Source organism: Aliidiomarina maris (genome assembly GCF_003987335.1).
Taxonomy (GTDB): domain Bacteria; phylum Pseudomonadota; class Gammaproteobacteria; order Enterobacterales; family Alteromonadaceae; genus Aliidiomarina; species Aliidiomarina maris.
Genome location: NZ_PIPK01000005.1, coordinates 59,075 through 84,198 on the forward strand (window position 1 = coordinate 59,075; position 25,124 = coordinate 84,198).

Here is a 25,124-nt window from a genome sequence, read left to right on the forward strand (position 1 = left end):
ACTGCTAACGCAAAAGCTTGAGCACTTTGCGCTCTAATTTCTTTAAGCTGGTTCTCAATTCATCTTCGTCGTCCAGGAACATCGCGTGAATATAAAGTACGCGACGGTCGTCAGATACGTCCAAGCTCAAAGTACCAGGGGTGAGCGAAATGAAGTTCGCCACTAGGGTAATTTCTACTTCTGTTTCGGCGTCTAATTCGTAAGCAATCACGCCCGGCTTCATGTGCCAAACTGGGGTAATAATATCGAACGCAACGGTGAGGTTGGCTTGAATGAGTTCTTTAATGAAGAACACAGAAAAACCGAACAGTTTAGGTAAGCGTTTGGTGTAACCACGCAGTACTGGAACCTGGCGCTGCATCACGCCAAGTACTAGGTAGCCAATAAAGAAACCAAAAAGCAGGTTCATGCCACCGATGTTGCCAGTCAAGATGACCCACATTAGCGCCAGTAACAGGTTCCATACAAATGCAATCATGGACGACCTCCTAATACCGCTTCAATGTAACGTGACGGGTCAAGCAACTGAGTCGCTGAGAATTCAGCTATTGCGTAAATGGGCTGGCCATTGAGGCCGATATACAGCGTACAAATGCCCAGTGCAATCACAGGTGCGTACATCAGCATGAGCGAGCCTGATGTGCGACCACGCTCCAGTGACGCGCCATCGGTGCTATCTGGCAGCTTTTTCCAAAACGCCTCAGCCCAAATCTTGATCATCGAGTACATGGTCAACATACCCACCAGTAACGCGATACCTGTCACCACCCAAGCTTCTGCTTCTACACCAGCACGAATGATGATGAACTTAGCAAAGAAGCCTGAAAGTGGCGGAATACCTGCAAGTGACAATGCCGGAATCAAGAACAGAATGCTTAAAAACGGCTTTGATTTATACAGCCCACCGAGCTTTTTCAAGTCGTAAGTACCGAGTAATCGATGCGCGATACCACTAATCAAGAACAAGTTCGTCTTCACAATAATGTGGTGCATGATATAGAACACACCACCAATCAGCGCGAGCGGCGTGAATAACGCTAAGCCGAGCAGCATGTAGCCTATCTGGCTGACAATGTGGAACGACAAAATACGCCGGAATTCAAACTGTGCCGCTGCACCTAATACCCCAGTCAACATGGTACCAGCCGCTATCCACAGCAGAATTTGGTGGGTAAATTCAGGGTTCTCGTTGAAGATTAACGTGAACACCCGGAACAACGCGTAGACACCCACTTTGGTGAGTAGGCCAGCAAATAATGCAGATACCGCGACTGGACCTGTGTGATAAGACGCAGGTAGCCAGAAAAATAACGGGAATGCCGCCGCTTTAATACCGAAGGCGACTAAGAACATCACGGCGATAACATCGACCAAGCCATCATTTTCGGTGCTGCCGAGCTTGACCGCAATATCCGCCATATTCAAGCTGCCGACGACACCGTAAGTTAAGCCGATAGCACTTAAGAATATCGCAGATGAAAGCAAGTTCAGCGTCACATACTTGACCGCACCTTCCATTTGCGCGCGCTCGCCACCAAGAATTAACAGCGCGAATGACGCAATCAGCATGACTTCAAACCACACGTAGAGGTTGAAGATATCGCCAGTCAAAAATGAGCCTGCAACACCCGCTAATAGCAAATGCATTAACGGGTAATAGCCAAACTTTTCATGCGCAGGCGACGCTGAAGCCAATGAATAGATAGCAATCGCCAGTGCCATCATGCCGGTCAAAACCACCATGATAGCCGCTAACATGTCGGCCACTAAAGTAATGCCGTAAGGCGCCTCCCAGTTGCCCATGTACATCACTACATGGCCTTGTTGATAGACACTGATTAACAGCCAAATACTAGCCGCTAATAGGGCACTGCTGCCGACAATCGATAGAATGCGCTGCGCCAAGTTGCTGCGCCACAAAGCGACACACAGAGTACCCGTGAGCAGCGGAATAACGATAGGTAATGCAACTTCTAAACTCACGTGTCGGTATCCTTCATCTGGTCAAGATTATCGGTATGCAAAATGTTGTATGCGCGGTGGATAAGCACCACGGCGAAGGCAAGTACACCAAATGCAATTACGATAGCGGTCAAAATCAATGCTTGCGGTAGCGGGTCAGCGATGGGGCCGTCAGGCATAAGCGCACCTTCTGCAATCAGCGGTGGTGCACCTGGCGTCAGGCCTGCTGATGTGAATATCAGCAGATTCGCTGCATTCGACAGTAGCATCAAGCCGATAACGAGCTTAACGATACTGCGTCGGAGCATCATATAAATAGCTGCAGCATATAAAAGGCCTACAGCGATGGCCAAAAGGGGTTCCATTCTCTCTCCTTGGTTAGTGCTCTTCTGTTTCAGTCAGTGCAATAAGCATCAGCATGACTGAACCAAAGACAGTGAAGTAAACACCGATATCAAAAATCAGTGGCGTATTCATTTTCAGGTAGCCGCCGCCCGGTAGCGGAATGTCCCACCACTGTGCGGTGAGTAGTGGTTCACCTGCTAATAGCGCAGGGAAGATAGACACCATACCGAAAATCAGCCCGACACCAATCAGGTTGCGTGGGTCAACCCGCATCAGATCGCGGGTGACCGTGGCACCGAAGGTGAACAGGTAAAGTGCAAATGCACCTGAAGCGACGAGCCCAGCGATAAAGCCGCCGCCAGGTTCATCATGCCCGCGCAGGAGCAAAAATATTGAAAATACCAGCTGCAGCGGCACCAAATAACGTGCCGCGACATGCAAAATGAGCGTACCAGGTTTCATCATTGCTTAGGCGCTCCTTTCTTTGGATCAGAGGTGTTTGTATCTTGAGTGTCCGACTCAGGATCATCTGACCCACCGCGTGGTTCATTCATATCAGGGTTAATGTCTTGTTGGTGCGCCTGACTTTCTTCACTGTAGTCATGCACCCCGTCATGCTGAGCATTCTTCTTGATCATTTTGGGGTTGCTGTTCGCCACGTCGGCGCGCGCTTTGCCTTCTTGCTTGGCAGCGGCATCGACCTCTGGGTCGTGCTCAATATCGGGCACCGCATCAACAATGTTTTGCTCCTCCAGCATGCGCTGGTGAATCTCTTCAAGGGAATGCACGATGTCTTTTTCTGGCACTCGTTTCGGCGGTAAAATTAACGTACCGGCATAGTGGTTCGAGCCTGGTGCAGTCTTCGGATTGAATTTAATCATCGCGTAGACACCCATAGCTGCCAGTGCAAGTACAAAGATTTCGCCGAGGGTATCAAGTGCCCGGTAGTCAACCAGAATGACGTTTACAATATTACGACCGTGGGCTTCAGGCACCGAGTTCGCAATCATGAAGTCTGAAATTGGGGTGAAGTCCTGAACTTCTATCGTCACCATAATCAGTAAGGTCATCAGGCCGCCAGTCAGGATAGCCACAAATGCGTCACTGATGCGGTCGGACGTGGACGAGATATTGGCAAATGATGGCAAGCGGAAAAGCACTAATACCAGCAAAATGACCGTCAAGGTTTCCACCAGGATTTGAGTAATACCAAGGTCTGGCGCTGAGAATAAAATGAAGATCATTGCCACCGAGAAGCCGACAGCTCCCATGTAGGCTACGGCACCTAAGCGTGAGTGAGTTAACACTGCAGCGGCGGCGCCGGCGACCAGCATCGCGACGGCGAACACTTCGTAGAACGATACGTTTAGGTCGAAGTTCCAGTGCACCTGATAGCGGGCGAATAAGGTGTAACCGGTAATCGCGATAAAGCTCAAAATGATCAGGCGCAGATAGTTACGCATCGAGCCATTTTGTAACAGACGCGTTTGCCATTCCGCAGTAAATACCAACCCGTCCATGAACTTGAAATAGCCGCTCTCAGGGCCACGCGCAATCACTGGGTCAAGCTTACGCAACTGGGTGTAAACTTTGTCCCAGTTTTTAAATAATAAGAAGCCCAATGCAATGCTGACCAAAGAAATAATCAGTGCGGCGTTAATGCCATGCCAAAGAGCCAAATAGCCTTCAATCTCGCCACCAGCAACCGCATAGGTCGCTGGCAGGGTGAAGTAGCTGCCTGCTAAACCGGGTAACAACCCAGCCAATAACGACAGCACGACCAAGATGACAGGGCCTATTAGCATGCCGGTTGGCGCTTCGTGAATGTCATCGGCGTTCTTAGCGGCTTTAAATTCACCAAAAAACGGGCGAATAGCGACCAGACCAGCGACACACACAACAAAAATCGACGACAGTACTACCATGCCCAAAATGACGACATTGAACATGTTCTCAAGTACCGACTCGAGCAGAAGTTCTTTGGCCACAAAGCCGAACAATGGGGGAATACCCGCCAATGACAACGCTGCGATGATGGTACAAGTAGCGGTCACCGGAAGTTTTTTACGCAGGCCGCCTAGTTCGCGCACATCACGTGTGCCTGCCTCATGGTCGACAGAGCCTGCCAGCATGAACAGCGCGCCCTTGTACAGCGAGTGCGCAAGTAAATAGGCGGCAAAGCCGATCATGGCTAACTCGGTGCCAATGCCGAGCAGCAAGGTTAAAGTACCCAGAGCCATTAAGGTCGAATAGGCGAGTAACTTTTTCAGGTCCGTATTGCGCAGAGCTAAGAATGCGCCAGTCAGCATGGTAAAGGCACCCACGCTGGTCAATACAGTCACCCACAACTCGGTACTGCCCAGTTCAGGCTGTAACCGCGCAAGCAGATAAATACCTGCTTTCACCATCGTCGCCGAGTGCAAATAGGCACTCACCGGTGTCGGTGCAGCCATGGCATTGGGCAACCAAAAATGGAATGGGAATTGGGCTGACTTGGTGAATGCGCCAAGCAGCAAACACACCATCATGCCGGTGTACCAAGGGTGCTCGGTAAGGACCTCTGAGCTATTGAAAATTTCCTGGAGTGAGTAACTACCGCCTACTGTGGCTAACATAATCAAGCCAGCGAGCAGGGCCAGACCGCCACCAACGGTGACTATCAAACCTTGCAAAGCCGCTTTACGTGCATCCGCACTTTGGTGATTAAACCCGATCAGCATATAAGAGGTGATACTGGTTAATTCCCAAAATACGAACAGAGTAATCAGGTTATCTGCCAGCACCAGGCCCAGCATCGAGGCCATGAACGACAGCAAAATGACTAAAAAGCGATTTAGGTTTTCATGCCCTTTCAGGTACGCGCCTGCGTACAGCACAATAAATGTACCGATACCGCAAATCAGTAGTGCAAACAGCAACGAGAGGCCGTCTAACACCATGTCAAAGGAAATGCCCAGGCCGGGAATCCACTGATAGGCATGAACAATGGTTTCGCCACTTGCTACCGCAGGAATATGGCTTGCGAACCATAGGGTTAAAGTAGCAGGCACGAGAGCCAGCAGGGTGCTGGTGCGCCCCTGTAATTTTGGATATAGCCACGGCGTCAAGGCAGCGGCAATGAATATGACCAGTACGGCTAATTGCATGATGAGTCCTAGTCCCAGTTAAAGCTAAAGCGCAAATTCGAATGAAAACGACAGCTTCAATCACATAAGGTTATTAACTTACCACAGAAAAAAAATCTTGGTAAAGACAATGTGAAGATGATGATGCCCCGCCAATGCTACAAATATGTGTATAATGCCCCGCTAATTTTAGTTCAAATTCGTCCCTTTGAGAGCAAAATCATGACAGGTTGGTTGATTATCGCGGGTGTTGTGTTGGTTATACTGTATTTAGTCCTTTTTGGATCTAATGCAATCGCCGCTTTTAGTGTTAATAATCAAGGCATTAAAGTTAAAAAGGGGTCTTTCTCCCCGGCCTTTCTAAATGAAGCGGAACGGGTGTTAAAAGGTGCCAAAGGCGTGGTTAAAGTCGAGCCTGAGCACAACTACATGGTGCTGAAATTCCATGGTCAATTTAGTGACCAGCAACGCCAGGCCTTGACCAATATTTTTCCACAGGAAAATTATCGGTCCGTTTGCTCAGCTTTTAAGCAGTTCCGCTAAAATAAACTTCGGTACATACGTTCGGCGTAATCGTCGGTCATGCCTGCGATGTAATCGCACAGGGCGCGATCGGCGCCAATTTGACCTTCTTTATCGAATGCCTGTTGCCAACGCTCACGTGTGTTGCGTGGTAGTAAACGGGTTGGCTCTGTATGAAATGCAGCAAACAGGTCGAGCAGCATATGTTGGCTGCGATAGCGCAGTTGCTGAATTTCAGGTTGGTTAATCACGTATTCGAACACCACCGACTTTAAGCCGTTCAGTAGCTGGCGTTGGTGGTGCGGTAAGGTGGCATTAAAGCGCAGCTGTGGTTCGCTTGCTACGGGCAAGGTTTCGCTGACTTGCACGCTGGTGACAAAAATATTCACTAATGCGCCAATCGCATTCTTGCGCTGGTGATGACTGGACGAAAACAGTTGCTGTTGCAGCTTATGCATCAAGCTGCCAAGGGAATCGTCTAAATTATCAATAAGCTGGCCCATGTGCTGTTGCCATTGCTGGGCATTCAAGGTGCCAGTGACGACGGCGTCTTCCAAGTCATGCACGCCGTAGGCAATGTCATCGGCCAACTCCATCAGCGACGCATCGAATGACTTATACAGCGAACGCTGCCATGGGCTACTTGCAAGCGGTTCCACTTGTTGAAAGGCGCTGCGGTCATTGTCACTCAATGGTGCCAAGACCCAATCTAAAATATCGCTGTCGGCCTGAAAGATGGCTTTGGCTGGCTTCCAGCGACTCAGTGCCCCTGGCTTACTGTCATCTTGAGGTTGGGGCAGGTCAGGCATCAGTACTGGATACTTGAGCAACCCAAGTAACGTGCGTCGAGTCAAATCCATGCCGTGGGCTTCATGGTAGGCTTCAAGGCGACCGACAATACGTAATGTTTGACCATTACCTTCAAAGCCCCCTGATGCCAGCATTTTAAAATTCAACGCAGTTTCGCCGCCGTGCCCAAACGGTGGGTGGCCAATGTCATGGGCAAGGCATAGTGCTTCCATCAAGTTTTCGTCGGGCAATAGGGTGCGCTCGAATTCACTGCCACTGTGGTGCAAGTGGTTAATCAGCGAAGCACCAATTTGTGCTGCTTCCAGTGAATGGGTCAGCCGAGTGCGATAAAAATCATTTTCGCCCACGTTCATAATTTGAGTCTTTGACTGCAAACGGCGAAACGCGGCGGAATGCAGGACGCGGGCACGGTCTCTTTGCCAAGCGGTGCGCATGTCGCCAGGGCGTTGTTGGTTGGGTCCTGAGCGGCGTTGCTGCCAATCTGCTAACGACAAAGACTGCATGGAAAGGCTCCGTAAATGTTTGCTTTTATACATCAGCTAGGCTAATTCTAGTCCCTAATGAGCATCTCAAATTCTGTGGTCATATGCGGCAATCTGTGCGTCGACTGCACCGTGGATTAGGTAAATCATTTTAGCAAAAGGAAACGCATGGACCACCCTCAGGCTGCCAGCTTTCGTGGCTGGCAAAAGCAGTGTAGCTGGCTTGGCTACAATAGTGTACTGGTTTTAGTTTGGCTGGTGCTTTGGAAGCTCGCTAGTTTAATGGAGTACGCTCCGGGTGTCAGTATCTGGTATCCACCCGCAGCATTGTCACTAGCTGCGTTTATAGTGCTAGGAGCGCGAGCATGGCCGGCCATCATATTTGTTCTTTGCCTTACCTCGTGGTGGGTAGTAACGGCTAATGACAGTGACTCAACGATGAGTCTGATTGGTATAAGTGCTTTCTTTTATACGCTCTCTCATGGTGGCAGTTACTTCATTGGCGCTTTGGCTGCGCGTTGGATCATTGCGAAGCGTCAATATCGTGCAGTGCATGTGACGCTCGCTTGGTTGCTGTTAATCGCTGTTTTGAGTGCTTTAATGAGCGCTAGTATCGGAACACTAACGGTATGGACTAAGCAATATATTACCTCGAGTGAGGTTCTAAACGTATTATTGACATGGTGGTTTGGCGACGCCGTGGCGGTCGTTATTTTAACGCCTTTATTTATTGCATTGCTGGGTAAACGTTACTCCCAGGTGCAGCAAATATTAGATTATTTGCATTTTGGCTCTGATGGTCGTGCACTCGCGAGTTACATCGTGAAACTGACACTGCTGATTGCAGTGTTTGCATGTAGTCTGTTGCTATCAAATCGTTTAAGTCACAACGGGACTGAGGCATACATGGGTTTTGCAGCAATGTTAATATTGCTGCCACAGTTGTGGCTTGCGTTAACAGAACCTCCTTTGCGTACCGCGATGTCACTCGCGCTGCTATTTTTATGTGTTGCTATCGCTGTCAGTTTATTTGACCTGCGCAATATAATGCTGGTCATGCAAATCGCGCTACTCACGATTGCGGCAATTACTTGGTTAGTGATGTTAATTCCAATGCTGGCGAGTGATAACCGTCATTTAAGCCACTTAGCAAATATTGATCAGTTGACTGGCGCATTGTTACGCCACGCTTTTATAGCCATTGCTAATAAATATCTGGACCAGCGTTACACGAATCAAGAACCGCGAGAATTAAGTTTATTAATGTTCGATATTGATAATTTTAAACAAGTTAACGATCAGCATGGGCATTCTTCAGGTGACCGCGCATTGCAGTTGGTTGCTACGCAAGTGTGTAACTCAGTTCGAGAGGATGATGTGTTCGGTCGCTTTGGCGGTGACGAGTTCTTGATTCTGCTAAATGGTACAAAAGATGACGGTTTGGAATTGAGTAAGCGGCTGCAGCAGCAGTTACAAATAAATGCTCAAGCTGAGCTCGATATAAAACTCAGCTTGAGCTTTGGAATTATCGAACTGAAAGCCAACGATACGATTCAAAGTGCTATCGATCACGCTGATGCGTTGTTATATAAAGCCAAGCGTGACGGCCGCGGACGCGCAGCGTTAGCTGGCACCGCAACCACCAAGGCGTTAAGTTGATAGCTTATTCACCCATATAACGCTCAAGTAAATTGTTCCAGTTGGGACTGGCACGCACATCCAGCAAGGTGCGATTAGTGGCCTCTAACATGTCGCTACCTTCCACCAAAGTGAAGGCATAGTTTTGCGCATTGAAGGTGTTGGGTAATAGCATCAGGTCAGCGTCGAAGCGCTGACGCAGCTGGTAGTTCAATAATGGCGCATCGTGAACCACTGCATCAACTTCCTGTGCGGCGAGTGCGTCGAGCGCCGCTTCAATGTTAGCGTAGGGGCGATAACTGATAAAACGCTGATCAAGGTATTCCGAGGTGAATGAGTTCGGAATCGTCGCTACCCGCACGCGGTCAAGGTCTGATGGCCCTTCAATACGGCTGGCGAGTTCATTCACTGTAAGTGAACTTGCAATTGATGCGGTAAAGCTTGAGATAATAATCACGCTGGTGAACATCCAGATCAGTGCCACCACACGACCGCCGGTGCTGCGTGGCGATTTATCACCATAGCCAACCGTTGTCATGGTCACCGCGGCCCACCAAAAGCCAGCGCCGATGCCTTTGACTTTATCCTGGCTAAATTCATCGGGGTTATGCTTGCGTTCAAACAGCCAAAGTGAAAAGCCAGATAACAGCAGGACTGCGCTTAAAGCTAGCATCACACTGGCAAACTCTTTGGTGACGAAACGTTGCGCCACCGCCCACCAGCCGGCACGGTCTTCCTGCCGCACGGCGATACCCAACCCCGCGCTATGAAAAGGTTGGGTGAAATCGAGCATACGTTCGCGCTCAGCGGTCACTGTTAATGGGCCAATACCAACGTCGAAATCTTGGTTGTACATGCCCTGTAGCAGGGCATCTAACTCGACCACTTGGTAGTCGAACGCCACATTTAGCTGACTCGCAACCTCTTCCCATAAAGCCACACTAATACCATCTAAGCTGCCGTCCGCGCGCTCAATGACAAAAGGTGCGCCAACGCGTACTGCCACATTCAGTGGTTCATTGGGGCGTTCGAATTCAACATCGTTTAAGGCGTAAGTTTGCGGAGCTAAAAGTAGTAAAAGCGTGGCGATACTGCACCACAAGCCAATAGTGCGCGTTGATTTACGGCTAAAAAAACCATGAGGTAAGCAAAATGACATAGCAAGTCCTTAGCGTGGCGTTTCATCATAAAATATGAGCTACGTTAAGGATAACAAAGGATTAATATATGTCACGCAGGTAACGACCCTGGTTAGTTAACACCTGCATCGTGGTGCTACCAACAAGGTCATGCAAAGCCAGGTCAACACTTTGGCCAAGCCCTTGCGCATTGCCACAGACGTAAATATAACCACCCTGAAGTAAATACTGGCGTAACAGATCAGCATGTTGATGCAGCACATCTTGGGCGTAGCGCAGTGGTCCCTGTGAAGCTGACCACACGCGGTCGAGGCGCTGCAACGTACCGTCGCGTTGCCAATTCAACAACTCGCTATCGCATGGACGATCATAGGTAGCAGAGCGTTCGCCATAAATACACCACGTTGGCGCCCGGTGAGTTGCAGCAATTTGAGCGCGCCAGCATAACGCACTGCGTACGCCTGCAAGTCCGCTGCCTGCACCAATCACAATCAGCGGCACTTGTGCATTAACCCGGCTCCAATCAACCCCACGTCGAGGGATCACTTTGACTTCGCTGGCGGCGTCTAAGCGCTCGGTCAGGTAAAAAGACCCCAAGCCTGGGGTGCCGTCACTGCGCATTTGCTGACGTACAATTAGGTCGACTTGGGTGCTGGCATTGGTCTCGCCGCTAGGTATGCTATGCGGCGCGTTGGCAACACTATAACTGCGCCGCTCCGTGGCATTAATTTGAATATCCACGATGTCACCTGCCTGAACCGCGTGCAACGGTGCCTGCAGCTGCAGGCTGACCAAGCACAAGGCTGGGTTGGGGCTGCCCGGGTTTAGCACTTCGCGGTGTCCTAAGCGCGCCGTTAGTGTGTTGCTCTGCGACGATGTTGGCTGCACGTCAAAGTGCTGGGATAGCTGCTGTTGCCAGCGGCTTAAGTCTTTGGGCGCAAGCTTATCGACCTGCACTTGCGGCCACAAAGGGCGCATCCCGACACGTGAAAATTCAGCCTCAAGATAGTCACCAAAGGCACAGAAATGGGTGTAACTACGGTCGCCCAAGGCAAGCACAGCGAAACTGCTGTCATGCGCAGCCAGCGCTTGGTGAGCGGTGTGTTTTAAGCGCTGCACGAAGCGGCGAGCACTGTCTGGTGGCTCACCCGCGCCATACGTGCTGGCAATCACCAGTACACGCTGGTAATGCACCAAGGTATCAACGTCCATGGCCGACATGCACGCGAGCTCAGTATGACCCGCGTCGGGCGCAGCGGCAGCGAGCTGTTGATACAGCTGCTCCGCGACTTGCTGCGCCTGACCCGATTGGCTCGCATAGAGCACTAAGGTACTGGCTGGCGTGTTCGCCGTTAGGGTATCTGCTTTGGGCATCTTAGGTTGGCTCTGACGATAAAAATACACCGAGCTAAGTAACCAAAGCCAAGTGAGTACCCCAGCGACGGTCATTTCCATATTAGCCACCCAATACTTCCAGTGTTACCACATAGCTGCCTTGGCGACTGGTGGCCGGGGCTTTTGCCTGCTCGTCTTGGTAGCGTGCTTCTAACCAGTACTTGCCAGCTTGCTCTAGATTAAAGCGCATTTCGCCTTCGGCATTGGTGGTCACTTCAATCGCGTCTTGCTGGTCACGGTACTTCATGCCATCGCGTAATAAGGTGACCGTCGCGCCAGCCGCTGGTTCGCCGTCAATCAACAGCTGAAATACCAAGTCTTCTTGCGTATACAAGTCGTTCGGATGAGTTAGGTAGCGCATCTCTAAGCCCTGCGCGGTCGGCTCAATCACGTCAAAGTCAGGCTGACCATTGGTCATAAAGGTTTCGATACGGCGCGATACTTGGCTAATTTGCAGGTTGTCAGCATCGGCAGGTATGGCCTGCTCAAGCTCGGCATCGTTGAAGCTTTGGCCGCGGCCAGGAAACATGCCGCGGCTACCGTCAGGGTTGGTCCAACGCGCACTCAAACCTGCTGAGGCAGAGGCCACACGATAGGTACCCGGCGCCGCTAACGTAAGGTCAAAGGTGGTGCGAAAACGGCCGCTATGCACATTTTCCAAAGCTAAGTCATTGCCTTCGGCATCATAGGCACTTAAGCCAGCGGCATTAAAAGCGCGGTAGTCACTCACAAAAATGTCATTCGAAATTGCGGCGTCTAGGGTGATCATTGGGCTGTCACCAGCGACTACAGTCGTTTGTGGCACTATCCAAGCGCGGTGGGCGTGCGCCGGTAACGTCATCGCAAGCATTAGTGCGCTGGCTAGGGTGGCTTGGGTTACGCGGGTAGGTAATCGCATCATCATAGAAATCCTTATGGTTAACAAAGAAAGCGTTGGGTTATTGATTGATAATCAAGGCAACCTGACCAAGTTCGCTGCTGCCTTGTGCATGTTGCTGTTGGCTTTGAATACTACCGTCAGCGCTTACACTGAATGGAATTTGGATATGCTCACGACCGCCGAGCTCGCGTGCGGCTTCGACGTGGACGATATATTCACCCGCGCTTAAATTATCTGGTAAAGCAACACGGTGTTTGCCGACCGGCCGCGTGGCGCCGCTGACACCATCGACTGGCATGTAAAGGGTGCGGCCACTGCGACGCCACCATTGGCGCATGTCGGGTAACCACTTTTCGCCCTCGGCGTCGGGCATGGCGACGTCATACCACACTGCTACATCAGCAACTCGTTGCTGGCGCGGGTCACTGACCCAAATCGCAACGTAGGGGCGATGGTAGGCTGCGACTTGCAGGCGCGGCACTTCGACTTCCAGTTCGGCGGCGATTGCTTGATTCGGCAGTACGGCGGTGTATCCAAGGACGCATAATGCGCCAGCGGCAACTATATATTTCATCGGCGGTCTCCTTTCAAAGTCGATGCAGCAATACGATAAGTAGCGGAATTAACAGGCCTAAGGTAGTGATTGCCCAGGTGGTAGGCCGCTGGCGTTGTTGGCGTATCAACAGCCACAAACCGGTGATTGCGAACACCACGCAGGCAAGCGCGATAAAATCAATAAACAGCGACCATGCAGCACCAGTGTTACGACCTTTATGTAAGTCGTTGAGGTAGGCCACCGCACCGCGATGGGTGCGCTCATACAGCAGCTCACCCATATCAGCGTCAAGCACCAACCAGGCATCGCCGCCCGGTCTTGGCAAGCTGATATACAGCTCAGATGCGCTCCATTGCGCTGCCTCTAGTTGCTGGCGCTGGATACGTTCAGAAGTCTGCTGTTGAACCCAGTTCGCAAGGGCTGGCGGCCAATCCGGTGGTGTTGGTGTCGTAGCGTGTTGGGCTAACAGCTGCTCTAAGGCTTCAAGTTGTGGCGCGGGAATTTCGAGCTCGACGGTGACCGTCGTCGCGGCGCTTTCAATACTCGCGGCATGATTTAAGGTGAAGCCAGTGATCGCAAACAATAATAAACCCGCCAGACAAATAGCTGAGCTTACCCAATGCCATTGGCGCACAGAGCCAAGGCTGACAGTATTCATGCGAAAAGCGCTAGAACGGCGGCGTTTAGTTTCAAGGGACACAGCAGATACAACATTAAAAATTTAATTCAACGTGGCTAAATAACAATGAGAATAACTATCATTAACAACCTGTTTTTTACTTCGTCGCTTACTTTTCCTGTTTTCCCTTTGCAGGTAGACTCCCTGCTGGTAAGTCATTACTTGCTGGCAATCAAGCCAGATACATGCTTTATTGCCAAATTGAAGCTAACAGCACGGAGCGAGTGAAAAGGTCGTTATGGCGCAACTAAACCGAATTATTATGCTGCACACCCATTTACCAGGTGTGGTGGAGCTGGATGTCACCGGCCACACCAATATTTGTGGTACCAACGCCTCAGGCAAAACTACCTTGCAACGCCTTGTGCCCGTATTTTACGGCGAGCAACCGAATCGGGTGGTGCCAAAAACCCGCGACCGCTTTGATGTGTTTTATTTACCGTTTCAAAATTCGTATCTTATTTATGAGTATGAGTCAGCCCAGGGCACTAAGCATGTGGTGCTGACTAAGCGCGCCGACGGTGTGGATTACCGCTTTGTCGATGCCGCATATCAAAGTGACTGGTACGTGCAGGACAGTCCCGACGGTTTGCAGGTTTTAAGTTACACGGCGTGGGCTCAGCGCTTGCGTGAACAAGGTATTGCCACGTCGCATAAGATCAGTGCCACCAGCGAATACCGTGCAATTATTCAGAACGACTTAGCGGCGTTAAAGGCGCAGCGCAAAGACATGATGCGCCTGCGTCCGTTAGCAGCGCGTTTTGGGCTCGTGGGTGGTACTGAGCGGTTACGCCATATTGAAAAACTGGTCAGTGCGGTGCATGCCAAAGAAGGCAAAATGGACACCTTGAAGAGCATGCTCGCCACCATCTTAGAAGAAGATGGGTATCAGCGCCCGGAGCTCAGCTTTAAGCCGCTTAAGATTCGCGCCTGGATTAAAGAAATGCGCCAATTTATGGGCATTGACGAATTGCAGCAGCAATATCAAACCATTGAGCAATACATGGCGGAAACCGCCAGTACACAGGCTTTGCTGTGGCAACTTAAGCCAGTGTTAGACAGTGAACGCCAGCAATTACGTATTCGTGCTGCAGACGCGGAAGCTGAACTTACCACCTTACGCCAGCAGCGAGAGCACAACGAACACGATTACGAACAGCAGCGTGGGCAGCTCAGTGATCAGTTAGCGCAAACCCGCAGCCAGGTGCAGCAATGGGAGCGCGATTTAGACCAAGCCGAGAACCGACGCCAGCACTATATTGATAACGACATAGAGCAGCTTGAGGACGATGTTAAGTCACTGTCTTTATGGCAGCAGCAGGTCGATGAGAAAGCCCGTCACTTAGCCCTGATGCGTGAGCAATACGACGGTATTGAAGAGAAAATCGGCCAGCGCATCGCTGCGCGCAAGTTAGCACTGAGCGAGAACCTTGAGCGTTTGCGGCGTAAAAATGAGGCCGCATCTGATGCGGTGGTGGCCGAGCAGCATGAATTAACCACCCGTCATCGCAGTCAAATTGAGCGCGCACAAGCGGACTACCAAGCGGCCCGTGAAGCGATGCAACAGCAAGGCCAGCAGCGTATGCAGGCGCTGCTGAATGAGCAAGCAACATTGCAGGCGAAGTTAGGTGTACTGCCGTTGAGCGACAGCGAGCATGCGCAAGTGGAGGAGGCCGATGCGCGCATTGAGGCACAGTTTTCAGAGTTGGAACTTGCGCATACGCGGGCTGCCGAGGCTGAGCGCGCAAGTGCCCACGCCAAGCGCCTGCGTACTGAGTGTGACCAACAACTGGTGCGAGCGCGCGCACAGTACCACCAAGCCAAACAGCAACAACAGGTTTTGCAAACCCAATTAAGCCCGGAGCATGGTTCGTTACGTCAATATTTACGGGATAACCATCCAGGCTGGCAGCATAGTCTGGGTAAGCTATTGGCGCAGCCGTTGTTGGAGCGCACCGACTTACACCCGCAATCATCAGCACATGAGTTAGGGCTACAAGGTTTGAGCCTGGATTTAGGTGCCATTGCACAGCCTGAATACGCCATGGCAGAGAGCGATATTGAAGCGCGCTTAGCCAGTGCAGAACAAGAAACCGTATCCGCGGCACAGCGTTTAGAGCAGTTAGAGTCGGAGCTTGAAAAAGCGACTCAAGTCGTACAAGCGAGCGACCACCAGTTGCAGCAAGCACAGCAGCAACGCCAGCGCGCGCAGCACGACTTGGATTATGCCAAAGAAGCTAAAAAACGCTTACAAACCGCGCATACTCAGCTAATCAAGCAACGCCAGCAAGATAGTCGCCAGCGTTTAGCCGAGATCGAGCATCAGATAAGCCAGCTGCGTGACCAGCTGAGTCAACAACTTGAGAATTTACGCCACGAAAGCAAGGCATTAGAGCTGGAGCTTGAGGCCGATTATCAAGAGCAACAGGACAAGCTGCAAAGCGACCTGGCGTTGTATCGACGCCAGGTCGATGAGTTACGTGCGGACAATGCGAAGCAAATTCGCGAACTTGAGAAGCAAGTGAACCAAGAGCTTGCCGCCGCTGGTGTCGACGCCGAGGGCTTGCAAGCGTTGAAGCGGGAAATTGCTGATCTACAACAACGTATTGTGGTCACCAAAGAGCGTCAAGGTTTACTACTTGAGTATCAGGACTTTATGCAGGCGACTTGGGCGCGACAACGCCCGCTGTGGCTGGAGCAATTGCAACATGGTCAACAGCAGATTGAGACCGTTGAAGCACAGCTCATTAGCCTGAAAGCCACCCGCGATACGAGTCGTGAGCAGTTGCGTGGGGAAGAAAAAGCGCTGCAACAGACGCGCCAGCAATTGCAGCAATTTAGCGATAGCTTAGAACAACAGTTGAAGCGCTTTAACGATCTGCTGGCGAGTCAGGATTATAGTCAACCGGATAGCGCTGCGGGCAATCTTGAAGAGAATGCCCAGTTTGGTGATACCGCTGAGCGTATCGAGCGGTTAACCGCAGCCCTCAATCAATTGCAACAGAGCATGCGTAAGCTCAAAGAGTTATGCGAGCGTTTCAGCGCCCAATTGCGGCGCAATGCCAACGAGGGATTTGAGCAACTGATTGAGCGCGAATATGCCACGCTAGGTGAACACCCTCGCCAATTAGATGAGGCGAAGGTATTAGGTAGTTTATTGCAGATCCTTACTTCGCAGCGTGGGCAGATAGTCGAGCAAGGCCGCAATATTGGTGGTGGCTTACAAAGCTTTTTTAAGGTGTTTGACGATGTGAACCGCAAGGTCAGTCAGTACAGTCGGCGCCTGACGGAAGTTGTCGGTGATGAGCTGAACCTTGAGGGAATTCAACGTTCTGAGGTGGTGATTTCCTCCACCGTCGACGAACTGGGTTTCTGGCAGCCACTGAAGCAGCTCAGCCAGCTGTATCAGCAGTGGGTAGAGTCGGGTGAACTGATGCCTTCTGAGGCATACTTAGACCGTCTTGCTGAGGTGGCTGATTTACTGCGCTCGGACCAAGAATACAGCTTTGAGTCACTGTTAAAGCTTGAGTTGCACTTAAATGAACGTGGGTCAGAACTTATTATTCGTAACGATCGGCAGCTACTTGAGTCGTCCAGTCATGGCATGGCGTACCTGATATTATGTAAGTTCTTGCTGGCATTTACGCGGTTGCTTCGCGGCGAGAGTAACGTGGTAGTGCATTGGCCGATTGATGAGATTGGCACCTTGGCTTACCACAATGTTGAGCGTTTGTTCCAAGCCTGTGATAGCAACCAAATCCAAGTCGTTGGTGCGTTTCCGAACCCTGAATCGGACGTGTTACTACTGTTCAGGCACCGCTATTTAATTGAACCTCACGCACAAAAACCGGGTAAAGGGCAGTTGAAGCGTATTCAGCCGCGAGTGTCGGCGTTAAGTGCAAAACTGGCGCAGAAAATTGCTGCGACAGCGACAGAGGAGGCATCATGAGCCACGTTCACGGGCCATTGGTAGAGGCCTTATTACAAGGTGATTTCATTTGCGCCATCAGCGACGAAGAAAATTATCGCCGGCTGCAGCAAGAGGATTGCCAACAAGCGATTGACCAGTATCTCAAACCCCTCAATCGGCGCTTGGCCCAAAGCCAGGACGGTGCAGTGTTTTACCTGGCTTATATCGAGTTTGATGAGCAAGCGCGGGCCCAACTGAGTCAGCAGTTACAGCATACCGTGCAATCGCTACTGCCGTTATTGGAATGGATGCAGTTAGTGCAAGAGGCGTTGGGGCGAGACGGTGCCTTGGGTGCGGGTGAGGCGATTAAACTGGCTGAGTTTGTACTAAAAACCGAAGACAACCCCAGTTTGCGTAGTCGCCTCAAACAACTGGCCAATGATCGCTTCTTTAACTCCCAGGCCGACTCGGTCGACGCGCAAGCCAAGCAAATTTTTAAGCGTTTACGCGAGCACGGCTATGTACGCCAACCACATACCGACCGTTTATATTTTGAAGTCACGGGTAAAATTGATTATTTAATTGAGTTAGTTCGGTTTATTCGCGACGAAGAAAACTTGCCGGTGAGTGAAGAGGCGATGCAGGAGTCACTGATTTAATGACGCAGCCGACTTTAGCCCACACCCATGCGATGCAAAGCTTAGGCATTGAACGCCTAAGCTTACTGGGCAAACATAGCCAAGTACTGATGGCGGCATACCTGCATGGCGAAATTGATGAAGCGCAGCTGAGTGAGCGTGCGCTGCGCCAATTGGTGCACGCCCATATTGTGTATCAACCGGACGACACCCGTGGCTTTATTTTACGCCCGAATGTCAGCGACTTAATTGCTAGTATGGTGGCTGATGAGAATCGCCGCCATGTGCATTCGGATGTGGCCGATAAGCTTGAAACGATTCGGGTCTGCGTGCTGACCTTGCGTGAAGCTCAGCGTCGTGGCGACGTCACCAAAGCAGACTTGCAGTTACAGCGCCTGACGGCCTTGGTGCATGATTTAGCGGGGCAGTTCGGAGAGGCGATTGATAGTTTATGGCATCGCTTAAACTCGAATTTTGGTTTTGTTAGTAGCTTGAGCGATAAAATTCGTGAAAACGAGCGCGCGCAAAAGCAAATTACGCGTTTACTCGATGGTTTGAATCTGGTCGATTTTGATATGTTGATCGAACTAGGTGAGGGCAATGTGCAGTTGCGCAAGCTCTTGGTCAGCCAATTGCAGCGTCAGCTAAGTGCCCACCATAGTAGCTTGCTGGAAGTGCAAAAGCGCTTGGTACAACTGATGGTGCGCTTCAGGGAGCAGCAAGCTCGCAGCGTGTTGATTGCGAATATGGCTGGCTTCTTACGTGAACATACCAATTTTGTGGTCGGTGACTATGCCTATCGTCACCAGGTGCCAGATTTAATCAACCAAGCTAAGCCGATTCGGCCCGCAGCAGCAATAAGCCTGGATAGCCACGTTGCCAGTGCGCTGGCAGCTGAACTGCTGGCTCATATACCGCGCCAGCAAAGCCACGACGTACTACCCAGTAGCCAAGAACAAGTGCAGGTTGATATCGACAGTCCACTCGTCGCGGCACGTGAGCAAGCTCTGAAAGCCGATGTGGAAGCTTTCATGTTGCATGTCATCGACAGCGGTCAAGCGGTCTCGGCGCTCGAATATTTGACCCAGCAACAACTCGATTGGGACCCAGAAGTCTGGTTGTTCCAAGTGCTCGGTGAATACCAAGGCTTACATAGCGAACAGCGTCGGTTATTTATGTTACAACGTGACGAGCACCCAATGCATCGCCATAACCAAGTCATGGTGATTGAAGACTTGCGCTTAAACTTTCATTTCGCTGCATGAGTTAGTATCCATGGAAGACTTAACACTGGCCCAGCGCAATCAGCTGCTGCGCATTAAACAAAAAATGGGTGAGAGTGAGTCTATCCTGGTTTCAGTTAATGACACGATGCGTTCGATTGTAGCTTGGGCGCAGCAAAATTATATAGACACAGACAACATGCATGTTGGGAAGCGTGTTAGGTGCACCAAGCAGTGGTTTCAACAAGTTGAGCGCGCGTTGGTGGCTTGCCACTTCCAAGCTTTAGTGAAAAGCGTCGACGGCGATAGGGTCGATAGCGCGCATCAGGGGGACACTGAGCATAAAGGTCGCAGTGATTCGCCGCGGCGGCAGCGTGTATTGTTAGCGACTCGCGATGGCGTGGGGCTGGGCATTCAATCGACGCGCGATGTGCCACAATGGTTGGTTGTTGATGAGGATTATCGCAACATTCAACTTGAAGCCTTCGATCACTTAATCATGGTGGAGAACCTGACAGTATTTTATCGCCTGCATGAACTGGCTATTACTTGGCCGCCGCGAGCGCTTATCGTGTATCGTGGAGATCGCTTTTATCACAGCGGCTTTAAACGCCTGCTGCATGTATGGAAAGCGACAGGTCGCACTAAATATGGCTTGGTCGATTTAGATGCGTTTTCAATAAAAATGCTGCAAAGGTATGATTTTGAATATGTTGCCGTACCGGCGTTAGAGCGCTTTAAAGCACTCAGTGCCGAGGCGCACCTTCCAGCCAAACAGTTTAATTTATTATTAAGTCTTCAGGCCGAAGCCGAATTAGGCGCTTATGTTGAGTGGATGAAACAAACACATCGAGGCCTGAAGCAAGAATGGATGCACTTTGAGCCCATGCGGTGGGTTAATATGCAGGACCAAGATTAAATTAAAAGGGGATACTAATGGCAGATAACGACTTAGATTTTAGTGCGCGGCTATCGCTGGCGCGGCCGTATCCGTCTGATGCCCCAGTTAAAGCTTTGAATGTTGCCGCGTTTGAGCGTGAGCTGGAAAGTGACCGTGGGCGGATTATTAATTCGGCCGCGGTGCGCCGTCTGCAGCAGAAAACCCAGGTGTTTCCCCTTGAGCGCAATGCGGCGGTGCGCAGTCGTCTAACCCACTCCCTTGAAGTACAACAAGTTGGTCGCTTTATTACCCGCACTTTGTTTGAGCTAATGCCCGCTGACACCTTAGGGCGTGCGGGTTTGGACGGGTATCAACGCGGCATTGAGTCGGCGGTCGAGATGGCGTGCTTGATGCACGATATTGGCAATCCACCATTTGGTCACTTTGGTGAAGCGGCGATATCGCGCTGGTTTGCGTCCCACGCGGCGGCTTTTCCTGGTTTTCAGCATGCGCACCCAGCTCGTGACGCATTGTTACGGGAACTGGCTCAGTTTGAGGGCAATGCACAGGGCATTCGTATCGTCACCAGCTTGCAGCGCTTAAACCTCACCTACATGCAAACCGCGGCAATCCTTAAGTATACCCGCGAAGCTACGGCGCCAACGCCACCACACGACCAAGCCTTAAGTTACTTGCATAAAAAGCCCGGTTATTACGTGTCAGAGGCACCTTACGTACATCGCTTATGGCAGCAACTTCAGATGCAGCCAGGCACGCGCTATCCGTTAGCCTATTTAATGGAAGCTGCGGATGATATTTCATATTGTTTGGCTGATATTGAAGACGGCGTGGATAAGGGTTTGCTGGACGTCGAGAAGTTATGCCAGCTGTTAACCAAGCAATTTAGCCTAAGTTACCCAAATGACCCTGAAGGCGAGCATTTTAATCAGCGCTCATTTGCCCAGATAATCGATAGCGCCTGGCGCCGCTATCAGCGCGAACCGATTAATAAAAACCATGAGTTCTTTGTCAGCCTGCGGGTACAACTGACCCATCCGCTGGTCACCCACGCGGCGCACGCTGTGGTAGACAATCTTGGCGCAGTGCAGGCAGGCACTTTGAACCGTGCATTGCTGGAGGACGATTCGCCCGCTCATGCATTGGTGCAGAGCTTAAAAACGGTGGCGCGGGAACATATATTTTGCGTGCCTGAGGTGCAAACCTTAGAGTTACAAGGCTATCGCATTATTACTGGGTTACTCGATTTCTACGCGCCTTTGCTGCACTTAGAAAAGGACCAGTTCAGTGCATTATTGGCAGGAGACCAGCGCCAAATGTTGTTGGAAAGTCGCTTACTGCAGCGGCTGGCGAATAAACACGTGGCGGCATACCAGAAGCTGGCAGAGCGTGAGCATGACGACCCCGTGTTATGGGAGCAGTACGCACGCTGCCGCCTGATTCAAGATATGGTAAGTGGCATGACCGACCAATTCGCATTGGACGAATTCCATACCTTGCGTGCCTAATACGTGTATCTAAATAGATACTCTAGGGCGCGGTGATTAAACGCTGTAACTCAACCTCAAACCAAGCATCAATCGCGTCCAAACTATCAATCAAACGATGGTCGTCGTTGACCAGATGCAAGGTGCAGTCTTGTTCACGTGCAAAGCGAATCGAATGCTCCACCGGGATGATGTCGTCATGCCAGCCATGGACTAAGGTCAGGTTTGCAATCTTCTGTGTCGGTGCTTGGTGCTCGTAGCCCGGCATATAAATCGCCGGTGCCAGTATAAATGCAGCCTGCACCGGCATCTGCTTGCACGCTTGCAAGGTGACATAACCGCCCATGCTGGAACCCACCAGCACTGTGCTTGCTAGGTCTTTGTCTTGTAGCACCTGTTGTAAGCGTGCGGCGCGTGTATCCGGGTCCATGGTATCCGAATAATCGATACTCTCTACATCGCAACCTAAGCGCTTGGCGGTGTCGGCCAAACGCTTGATTTTGGTGCCCCAGGGCCCACTTTCTTTACCGTGGGAAAAAATGATCTGCATCTTACGCATGCGCCTCGTCAATTTGGAATTTAGCAATCACGCCGTAAACCCTCGCCCAGTCGGGCGGCGATATAAGGCGTTGGTTTTAATTTCGTGAGCGGTCTTGATTAGGCTGCACACATGTGCAAGTATACTGTATATAAAAGGCTCTTCACTTATCCGTGTGGGTTGGGTGCCATAGGCAGCCCGCCATAATGGAACAGTATTGCCCGCTTAAATCCTTCCTTACTCCTGAATCCTCGGGACCGGACCTTTAAAGCTCGAACCTGACCATTGATTGCCTCCGCTAGTCCATTGGAAGCCTGAAATCGCATGGCGTTGAGAATGCCAAACAGCTTGGTTTCGATTTGTTTGGCCGTTGAGACTAAAGCTCGAACTTCTGTGAGCCGGGCCATGTGAATCCATTCCTGCCACGCCGCACGAGCGCCTTTGACCCGGTAACCGCGCCAGATATCTCGCGCCTTCTCCTTGAGGTACCACACCAGCCCCGTGTCTTTGAGCACATCCGACAACTGCCTGATCTGTTGGATCTGCTGCCCTTCAAGGCCTCGGCGTTGCCGTAGCCAAGTGTATCGACTTCGATGGATCTCCTGCCGCATGGAGCTATCCGCTCGTTTCATATCAGCCTTGCGAGTGGCATCGAGCGTTCGGGTCAGCATCTGCGCGACATGGAAGTGATCGAAGGCGATCTTCTTATGGGCCTTCTCGATATGGTCAAACGTCGCTTTCTGATAAGCCGGACTCATATCCATAGAGATCGAGATGATCTCTTGCTTGCGAGTCTCATCCAGGCTGGCGTAAAAGCAGCCAAGGCTGTGTGCAGATCTGCCGTCTTCCACGGACAGAACTTGTCCATGGCCGTTGGAGACGATCGTGACGTAATCGTGCCCTTTGCGGAATGCGGTCTCATCGACAGCCAGCCGGGTCGTATCTCGGTCAGATACATTGGCAAGGCCCCGGCGCACAGCTCGCTCCATGATGTTGTCGATGGCAGTCCAGCTCAGGCGCAGCTGTTTGCTGACCGCAGAGATCGAGGCTGCTCTGAGCCAGCTAATGACGAAGGCTTCGAATAGCAGCGTATACCGGCTGTTCTGTTCCGCCCAAGGGACACTGACCGTCAGGCAACCATGTTCCGGACATTGCACACGGGGGACTTGGGCAACTACCTGCGTTCGGAACTGACAGGTGTCGAGGTGACGCCAACGACGTTCCCGGGAGTCGTAACCCGGGCAGGCACGGCCACATCGGGGGCAGACAAGCGCTGTGCCTTTGTCGATGTCGACCTGGACTACGACTTCACTCTGGCTTTTATCAAGCTCAACGTCTGAGACAAACCAGGGTACTGAGAGTCCAAGAATCTGCTCGTAGAGAGTGCATTGATCCAATATTGGTCACCATCCATCGATTAGTCGGATGGAATAATAGTGACCAAAAACCGCAGGGAAATAAAGGGTGACCCACTAAAAGAAATGAAGACCCATATAAAAACAGTAGTGAAGTAACGATGTTAAAGGCCACCAAAGTACGCATTTATCCCACACCTGAGCAGGCGGAGTTTTTAAACCGTCAGTTCGGCGCTGTGCGCTTTGCGTATAACAAGGCTTTGCATCTTATCAGCAGCCAGTACAAGCGTCGCGGCCTGAAGCTTAAGGCCAAAAAAGACCTCAAGCCGCTGTTGGCTGTGGCGAAAAAGTCCCGCAAGTATCACTGGCTCAAAGATTTTGATTCAATTGCACTCCAGCAGGCGTGTATCAATCTTGATAAAGCGTTTAGCCGGTTCTTTGACCCTAAGCTGCCAGCTCGTTATCCCAAGTTCAAGTGCAAGCACGGCAGGCAGTCCAGCTATCATTGCATGAGCGTTGATTGTGGTGATGAATGGGTCAAAATCCCAAAGATGGAGCCTATCAAGGCGCGTATTCACCGCAAGGTCGAAGGAAAACTGAAAAGCATCACCCTGTCTCGCACCGTGACGGGTGAATACTATGCCTCACTGCTACATGATGATGGGCAAGAAGCCCCATCACCTATCCATGATTTGGATGCACGCCAGGTGCTCGGACTGGATATGGGTTTAACACACCTAGCCATTGATTCCAGCGGCAAGAAAGAACCGAATCCTCGCTTTTTAAAAAAAGCCACTGCCAATCTACGCCGTAAACAAAAAGCCTTATCACGCTGCAAAAAAGGCAGCAAAAGTCGTGCAAAAGCGCGACTCAAACTTGCCAAGGCGCATCAACGCCTGGCAAATGCGCGTGCTGATTTTCAGCACAAGCTGTCTCGGCAACTTATTGACGAAAACCAAGCAGTAATTGTCGAGACACTGAAAGTCAAAAACATGCTGAAGAACAGGAAATTGTCCAAGCACATTGCCGATGCCAGTTGGTCAGGCTTGATCCAAAAGCTGGAGTACAAGGCCAAAGCGCAAGGCAAGTATCTGGTTAAAATCGAGCAATGGTTCGCCAGCTCTAAAACCTGCTTCTGCTGTGGACACAAACTGGAATCGTTGTCGCTTAAAGTGCGCGACTGGCAGTGTCCTGCTTGTTTAATCAGGCATAATCGAGACCTTAATGCTGCGCTGAACATTCGAGCGCAGGGTATTTTGAAATTAAAGGCCGCAGGACTGTCGGTCTCTGCCAATGGAGGCAAGCGTAAGACGAGTCAAGCACTCGCCGCTGCCTGAGAAGTTGGAAGCCTCGCCCATGGCGCTTTAGCGCTTAGGGCGGGGAGCAGTCACTTTGCAATGAAGCCGCCAACGCTTCAAGGGTAGCAGAGGCTTCGCTAATTTCGCGCTCGCCGTCATTGAAGCTTTGCTGGGCGTTACCGGCCACATCGGCCGCCATGATGCTGCGCTTATGTTTGGTTTTGATCGCTACCGACATTATTAC

Annotated in this window: 22 protein-coding genes; 8 read left to right on the forward strand and 14 right to left on the reverse strand. The window is 51.1% G+C overall.

Annotated features, from left to right (window positions below; genetic code table 11):
* Nucleotides 1-4 precede the first annotated feature (4 nt).
* Genes CWE07_RS06885 through CWE07_RS06905 form a run of 5 tightly spaced genes read right to left on the reverse strand, consistent with a single transcriptional unit; the run spans nt 5 to nt 5,453 of the window.
* Complete coding sequence (locus CWE07_RS06885) at nt 5-478, reverse strand: Na+/H+ antiporter subunit E (RefSeq protein ID WP_111569247.1); 474 nt, start codon at nt 476-478, stop codon at nt 5-7.
* Nucleotides 475-1,983 (reverse strand): Na+/H+ antiporter subunit D, encoded by a 1,509-nt coding sequence (locus CWE07_RS06890; RefSeq protein ID WP_111569246.1) that lies wholly within the window; start codon nt 1,981-1,983, stop codon nt 475-477. The genes CWE07_RS06885 and CWE07_RS06890 overlap by 4 nt, the downstream gene beginning before the upstream one ends.
* Entirely contained in the window at nt 1,980-2,327 is a 348-nt protein-coding gene (locus CWE07_RS06895) for a Na+/H+ antiporter subunit C (RefSeq protein WP_111569245.1), read from the reverse strand. The genes CWE07_RS06890 and CWE07_RS06895 overlap by 4 nt, the downstream gene beginning before the upstream one ends.
* A gap of 13 nt (nt 2,328-2,340) precedes the next feature.
* On the reverse strand, nt 2,341-2,772 hold the full coding sequence (locus CWE07_RS06900) for a Na+/H+ antiporter subunit B (RefSeq protein ID WP_111569244.1): 432 nt from the start codon (nt 2,770-2,772) through the stop codon (nt 2,341-2,343).
* Entirely contained in the window at nt 2,769-5,453 is a 2,685-nt protein-coding gene (locus tag CWE07_RS06905; protein ID WP_111569243.1) for a putative monovalent cation/H+ antiporter subunit A, read from the reverse strand. The genes CWE07_RS06900 and CWE07_RS06905 overlap by 4 nt, the downstream gene beginning before the upstream one ends.
* 201 nt (nt 5,454-5,654) lie before the next feature.
* Here CWE07_RS06905 and CWE07_RS06910 point away from each other — a divergent pair, with 201 nt between their 5' ends.
* Nucleotides 5,655-5,975 (forward strand): DUF3634 family protein, encoded by a 321-nt coding sequence (locus tag CWE07_RS06910; RefSeq protein ID WP_157983234.1) that lies wholly within the window; start codon nt 5,655-5,657, stop codon nt 5,973-5,975.
* On the opposite strand, the gene CWE07_RS06915 is transcribed toward CWE07_RS06910, so the two are convergent.
* Nucleotides 5,972-7,258, reverse strand: coding sequence for an anti-phage deoxyguanosine triphosphatase (locus tag CWE07_RS06915; protein ID WP_181452269.1), 1,287 nt, complete (start codon nt 7,256-7,258; stop codon nt 5,972-5,974). The two genes, CWE07_RS06910 and CWE07_RS06915, sit on opposite strands and share 4 nt — an antisense overlap.
* 156 nt (nt 7,259-7,414) lie before the next feature.
* Between CWE07_RS06915 and CWE07_RS06920 the strand changes: the two genes are divergently transcribed.
* Nucleotides 7,415-8,905 carry a GGDEF domain-containing protein gene (locus CWE07_RS06920; RefSeq protein ID WP_111569240.1) on the forward strand — a complete coding sequence of 497 codons (1,491 nt, stop codon included), beginning with the start codon at nt 7,415-7,417 and terminating at the stop codon, nt 8,903-8,905.
* Nucleotides 8,906-8,909: 4 nt separating this feature from the next.
* Here CWE07_RS06920 and CWE07_RS06925 read toward each other — a convergent pair whose 3' ends face one another.
* The 5 genes from CWE07_RS06925 to CWE07_RS06945 all read right to left on the reverse strand — a co-directional run bounded on the left by CWE07_RS06925 (nt 8,910) and on the right by CWE07_RS06945 (nt 13,512).
* Nucleotides 8,910-10,043, reverse strand: coding sequence for a transporter substrate-binding domain-containing protein (locus tag CWE07_RS06925; RefSeq protein ID WP_111569239.1), 1,134 nt, complete (start codon nt 10,041-10,043; stop codon nt 8,910-8,912).
* 61 nt (nt 10,044-10,104) lie between these two features.
* On the reverse strand, nt 10,105-11,478 hold the full coding sequence (locus CWE07_RS06930; RefSeq protein WP_111569238.1) for an NADPH cytochrome P450 oxidoreductase family protein: 1,374 nt from the start codon (nt 11,476-11,478) through the stop codon (nt 10,105-10,107).
* 1 nt (nt 11,479) lies between these two features.
* The gene (locus CWE07_RS06935; protein WP_241974088.1) at nt 11,480-12,322 is read right to left on the reverse strand and encodes a DUF4198 domain-containing protein; all 843 of its coding nucleotides are present in this window, start codon (nt 12,320-12,322) and stop codon (nt 11,480-11,482) included.
* Nucleotides 12,323-12,356: 34 nt separating this feature from the next.
* Complete coding sequence (locus tag CWE07_RS06940; RefSeq protein WP_111569237.1) at nt 12,357-12,872, reverse strand: DUF2271 domain-containing protein; 516 nt, start codon at nt 12,870-12,872, stop codon at nt 12,357-12,359.
* A 13-nt stretch (nt 12,873-12,885) separates the two neighbouring features.
* Nucleotides 12,886-13,512, reverse strand: a complete 627-nt coding sequence (locus CWE07_RS06945) for a PepSY-associated TM helix domain-containing protein (protein ID WP_157983235.1) — start codon at nt 13,510-13,512, stop codon at nt 12,886-12,888.
* A gap of 259 nt (nt 13,513-13,771) precedes the next feature.
* Between CWE07_RS06945 and CWE07_RS06950 the strand changes: the two genes are divergently transcribed.
* From CWE07_RS06950 to dgt, 5 genes are read left to right on the forward strand one after another with little or no spacing between them, the layout of a single operon-like run.
* Nucleotides 13,772-17,482, forward strand: a complete 3,711-nt coding sequence (locus CWE07_RS06950) for an ATP-binding protein (RefSeq protein ID WP_111569235.1) — start codon at nt 13,772-13,774, stop codon at nt 17,480-17,482.
* On the forward strand, nt 17,479-18,102 hold the full coding sequence (locus CWE07_RS06955) for a condensin complex protein MksE (protein WP_111569234.1): 624 nt from the start codon (nt 17,479-17,481) through the stop codon (nt 18,100-18,102). Before CWE07_RS06950 ends, CWE07_RS06955 begins: the two co-directional genes overlap by 4 nt.
* Nucleotides 18,102-19,346, forward strand: coding sequence for a hypothetical protein (locus CWE07_RS06960; protein WP_111569233.1), 1,245 nt, complete (start codon nt 18,102-18,104; stop codon nt 19,344-19,346). The genes CWE07_RS06955 and CWE07_RS06960 overlap by 1 nt, the downstream gene beginning before the upstream one ends.
* 10 nt (nt 19,347-19,356) lie before the next feature.
* On the forward strand, nt 19,357-20,223 hold the full coding sequence (locus CWE07_RS06965) for a DUF7281 domain-containing protein (protein ID WP_111569232.1): 867 nt from the start codon (nt 19,357-19,359) through the stop codon (nt 20,221-20,223).
* 17 nt (nt 20,224-20,240) lie between these two features.
* Nucleotides 20,241-21,710 (forward strand): dGTPase, encoded by a 1,470-nt coding sequence (gene dgt / locus CWE07_RS06970; protein ID WP_111569231.1) that lies wholly within the window; start codon nt 20,241-20,243, stop codon nt 21,708-21,710.
* Nucleotides 21,711-21,732: 22 nt separating this feature from the next.
* Here the strand turns inward: dgt and CWE07_RS06975 are convergent, their stop codons facing one another.
* Together CWE07_RS06975 and CWE07_RS06980 are read right to left on the reverse strand one after the other, a co-directional pair.
* On the reverse strand, nt 21,733-22,248 hold the full coding sequence (locus CWE07_RS06975; RefSeq protein ID WP_111569230.1) for a YqiA/YcfP family alpha/beta fold hydrolase: 516 nt from the start codon (nt 22,246-22,248) through the stop codon (nt 21,733-21,735).
* Nucleotides 22,249-22,394: 146 nt separating this feature from the next.
* Entirely contained in the window at nt 22,395-23,624 is a 1,230-nt protein-coding gene (locus CWE07_RS06980; protein WP_111569229.1) for an ISL3 family transposase, read from the reverse strand.
* 119 nt (nt 23,625-23,743) lie between these two features.
* Here CWE07_RS06980 and CWE07_RS06985 point away from each other — a divergent pair, with 119 nt between their 5' ends.
* Complete coding sequence (locus tag CWE07_RS06985) at nt 23,744-24,919, forward strand: RNA-guided endonuclease InsQ/TnpB family protein (protein ID WP_111569228.1); 1,176 nt, start codon at nt 23,744-23,746, stop codon at nt 24,917-24,919.
* A gap of 34 nt (nt 24,920-24,953) precedes the next feature.
* Here CWE07_RS06985 and CWE07_RS14310 read toward each other — a convergent pair whose 3' ends face one another.
* Nucleotides 24,954-25,118 (reverse strand): hypothetical protein, encoded by a 165-nt coding sequence (locus CWE07_RS14310; protein WP_157983236.1) that lies wholly within the window; start codon nt 25,116-25,118, stop codon nt 24,954-24,956.
* Nucleotides 25,119-25,124 lie beyond the last annotated feature (6 nt).

Bases quoted from the DNA above. Each gene is read 5' to 3' on its own strand.
- CWE07_RS06950 (WP_111569235.1), top strand. From the start codon at position 13,772: ATGGCGCAACTAAACCGAATTATTATGCTGCACACCCATTTACCAGGT.
- CWE07_RS06960 (WP_111569233.1), top strand. From the start codon at position 18,102: ATGACGCAGCCGACTTTAGCCCACACCCATGCGATGCAAAGCTTAGGC.
- CWE07_RS06910 (WP_157983234.1), top strand. From the start codon at position 5,655: ATGACAGGTTGGTTGATTATCGCGGGTGTTGTGTTGGTTATACTGTAT.
- CWE07_RS06885 (WP_111569247.1), bottom strand. From the start codon at position 478: ATGATTGCATTTGTATGGAACCTGTTACTGGCGCTAATGTGGGTCATC.
- CWE07_RS06975 (WP_111569230.1), bottom strand. From the start codon at position 22,248: ATGCGTAAGATGCAGATCATTTTTTCCCACGGTAAAGAAAGTGGGCCC.
- dgt (WP_111569231.1), top strand. From the start codon at position 20,241: ATGGCAGATAACGACTTAGATTTTAGTGCGCGGCTATCGCTGGCGCGG.
- CWE07_RS06965 (WP_111569232.1), top strand. From the start codon at position 19,357: ATGGAAGACTTAACACTGGCCCAGCGCAATCAGCTGCTGCGCATTAAA.
- CWE07_RS06930 (WP_111569238.1), bottom strand. From the start codon at position 11,478: ATGGAAATGACCGTCGCTGGGGTACTCACTTGGCTTTGGTTACTTAGC.
- CWE07_RS06900 (WP_111569244.1), bottom strand. From the start codon at position 2,772: ATGATGAAACCTGGTACGCTCATTTTGCATGTCGCGGCACGTTATTTG.
- CWE07_RS06920 (WP_111569240.1), top strand. From the start codon at position 7,415: ATGGACCACCCTCAGGCTGCCAGCTTTCGTGGCTGGCAAAAGCAGTGT.
- CWE07_RS06945 (WP_157983235.1), bottom strand. From the start codon at position 13,512: ATGAATACTGTCAGCCTTGGCTCTGTGCGCCAATGGCATTGGGTAAGC.
- CWE07_RS06940 (WP_111569237.1), bottom strand. From the start codon at position 12,872: ATGAAATATATAGTTGCCGCTGGCGCATTATGCGTCCTTGGATACACC.
- CWE07_RS06935 (WP_241974088.1), bottom strand. From the start codon at position 12,322: ATGATGATGCGATTACCTACCCGCGTAACCCAAGCCACCCTAGCCAGC.
- CWE07_RS06895 (WP_111569245.1), bottom strand. From the start codon at position 2,327: ATGGAACCCCTTTTGGCCATCGCTGTAGGCCTTTTATATGCTGCAGCT.
- CWE07_RS14310 (WP_157983236.1), bottom strand. From the start codon at position 25,118: ATGTCGGTAGCGATCAAAACCAAACATAAGCGCAGCATCATGGCGGCC.
- CWE07_RS06925 (WP_111569239.1), bottom strand. From the start codon at position 10,043: ATGTCATTTTGCTTACCTCATGGTTTTTTTAGCCGTAAATCAACGCGC.
- CWE07_RS06955 (WP_111569234.1), top strand. From the start codon at position 17,479: ATGAGCCACGTTCACGGGCCATTGGTAGAGGCCTTATTACAAGGTGAT.
- CWE07_RS06905 (WP_111569243.1), bottom strand. From the start codon at position 5,453: ATGCAATTAGCCGTACTGGTCATATTCATTGCCGCTGCCTTGACGCCG.
- CWE07_RS06985 (WP_111569228.1), top strand. From the start codon at position 23,744: ATGTTAAAGGCCACCAAAGTACGCATTTATCCCACACCTGAGCAGGCG.